The following is a 2,223-nucleotide window of genomic DNA, read 5'->3' as shown; positions in this document are numbered from 1 at the left end:
GCCATAGTCTCTTGTTATGTGATTAACACTAAAGATACCTTGGAACTTCTCTTTCGAATATTTCGATCAGTTCAGGGTCCATATATTTATATACATCTGGTATTCCTAAACAAACAACTCGCTGCCCGCTCAACTGCTTTCTAAACTTCTTTGCAAGCTTGTTCTTATGAGATTGTTCCATTACAAATATAATATCTGCCCAGTTGATATCTTCTGTTCCCAATGGTGCTTGAGCATCATTACTGATACCTGCTGAACGAACCTCCAGATTGGCGTAATCACCAAAAACAGCTTCGCCTGTCGGACTACGAAGCTTATTGCGACTGCATATAAATAGTAGATTCATAGGTAAATTTCTCGAAATCACATAACGCCCGCTTAAGTGGTGAGCAACGCAATACGATGCTTCCGCACGCTACCTTAATCACAAAAATCAACGCATGATGAAAATGCCATGCGTTGCGAATCCGTCTTAAAGCGTTTGTTATGTGCTTACTTTAAATTAGTAAATCGGCTAATTAGTTTAGAAATAGACATCTTCTCAGAATGCTCAAGAAGTTTTGGCATCAAGAAACCGGCCAATAGTGCAATAAATATTTGCCCATATATGTTGGGCGTCGACTCTTTTGCAAAGCCCAGATAATAAAGCCCAATTAATAACCCTACGAAAGAGGATAATAGAGTACAAGCCATAACAAACGCCCCACGCTCAGATATATTGGAACGAGCCTGTCTTCTTGGTGGATCATTCTCCGGATTATCAACTGTTCGAAACTCTGGTAAACGTTTACCTTTGATGTCGTGCCACACTCCAATTAGTGCTCCTCCGACAGCAGAGGCTCCTACATTGTTAATCAACAAAGCAATTTCTAGTTCACTACTCACCACACCATCCTCATAAAATTTTAACCAACCGCTGACCAGGCACATAACGCCACGTTAAGGTGTGAGCAACGCTGCCACCAAACTTAAGTCATTGTGCCATAATCACTTAAGCCAAACTTTGAGCTGAAGCCGCCGAGCGTTGGGAATCACTCTTAAACGTTTTGTTATGTGAATTCTTTCAGCGTATATCTTGGCAAAACCGAAACAAATAACCATCCGGAGTTTGCACAATAAATTGTTTTTGAGTTGTTATTACATCACCACATTGATAAGACTTAGATTCCAGAACCAAATAGATAGTATCTGGCGATTTTTCACAAATACCACGATACAACGATTCAATATCCTTTACGTCCCATTGAAAATTCACACCTCGACCTAATGGCGATGTCAAAGATCCTGAAGCCCATTTACGACTATTACTGTCGATCCCTTCAAGCATGATATCCACGCCATCTAGAGTTAAATACGCAAACTCCTCTTCAGGTCGTTCGTATTTAACAGAAAAACCTAACACATTGATAAAGTAAGATTTACTAACATTAATATCGAAACAATATAATTCTGGGACTACTCGTAATGTCATAATTTCCCTATTCACATAACGCCGCGTTAAGGTGTGACGCACGCTTGCTATACTGTGAGCGAAGCGAAACCAGCAAGCGTAAGGAATCACTCTTGAACGCTTTGTTAGCTTTTAGTACGTTGCCCAAAGTTTAGCTGCCTCATCAGTCAACTTCACATCTCTTGCTGAAAGTACTAACGTGTGTTTAGGATTATTAGAGTCTTTTTGTGCACAACTGAGTGATAGCTTTCTTTCACCATTTGTCGAAAGATACCCTTCAAACGTTGAGAACGTCTTACCAGCAATAGAGACTGTGTTTACCACCTTTAAATGTTGGTATTTGCTATCAAGAGTATCAAAAAGCAATTTATATTCACTTACACAAGCCTCTTGATTAGGAAACTCCTTTTCTGCTTCGAGTGAGTACACTAACTTGGTGGACTCAATAATTTGAATCTGAGCTTCCTCAAAAAGTGATGTTCCCTGCTTATCAAGTACATCAAGCTTAATGATCCTAGTTGGGTACTTGTTATCATCAAGTTCCACAAGTTCGTGTGCCAAAGTTCCACCGATCGGAAAGCCCAATATGTTAGTTATGTCAGAGTCAAAAGCAAAAGCTTCGCTACTAATTAACACTGCTAAACACAGACTTATATTTGATAACTTCACAGTTTCCTCCATAAAAGCTAACGCCCAATTAAGGTGCGACAACGCTATAACACCCAAACTAAACCACTGCACCGTAAACACAAAATTCAAATCGGAGTAAACTC

The 2,223-nt window shown here is 39.7% G+C and carries 4 protein-coding genes; all 4 read right to left on the bottom strand.

The window, feature by feature from the left end; all coding sequences use genetic code 11:
* Positions 1–28 precede the first annotated feature (28 nt).
* On the bottom strand, positions 29–346 hold the full coding sequence (locus FCV43_RS18020) for a low molecular weight protein tyrosine phosphatase family protein (RefSeq protein ID WP_136995932.1): 318 nt from the start codon (positions 344–346) through the stop codon (positions 29–31).
* Positions 347–492: 146 nt separating this feature from the next.
* On the bottom strand, positions 493–885 hold the full coding sequence (locus FCV43_RS18010) for a hypothetical protein (RefSeq protein WP_136995931.1): 393 nt from the start codon (positions 883–885) through the stop codon (positions 493–495).
* A 178-nt stretch (positions 886–1,063) separates the two neighbouring features.
* On the bottom strand, positions 1,064–1,471 hold the full coding sequence (locus FCV43_RS18005; RefSeq protein ID WP_136995930.1) for a bleomycin resistance protein: 408 nt from the start codon (positions 1,469–1,471) through the stop codon (positions 1,064–1,066).
* Positions 1,472–1,582: 111 nt separating this feature from the next.
* A partial coding sequence (locus FCV43_RS18000) for a hypothetical protein (protein WP_206380340.1) occupies positions 1,583–2,223 on the bottom strand: 641 nt, incomplete at its 5' end.

Source organism: Vibrio genomosp. F6 (genome assembly GCF_005146325.1).
Lineage (GTDB): Bacteria > Pseudomonadota > Gammaproteobacteria > Enterobacterales > Vibrionaceae > Vibrio > Vibrio cortegadensis.
The sequence above is the reverse complement of the archived record's forward strand: the minus strand, read 5'-3'. Positions and strand labels throughout refer to the sequence as shown.

Excerpts from the sequence above, each read along its gene's own strand:
- FCV43_RS18020 (WP_136995932.1), bottom strand. The coding sequence starts at position 346 with ATGAATCTACTATTTATATGCAGTCGCAATAAGCTTCGTAGTCCGACA.
- FCV43_RS18005 (WP_136995930.1), bottom strand. The coding sequence starts at position 1,471 with ATGACATTACGAGTAGTCCCAGAATTATATTGTTTCGATATTAATGTT.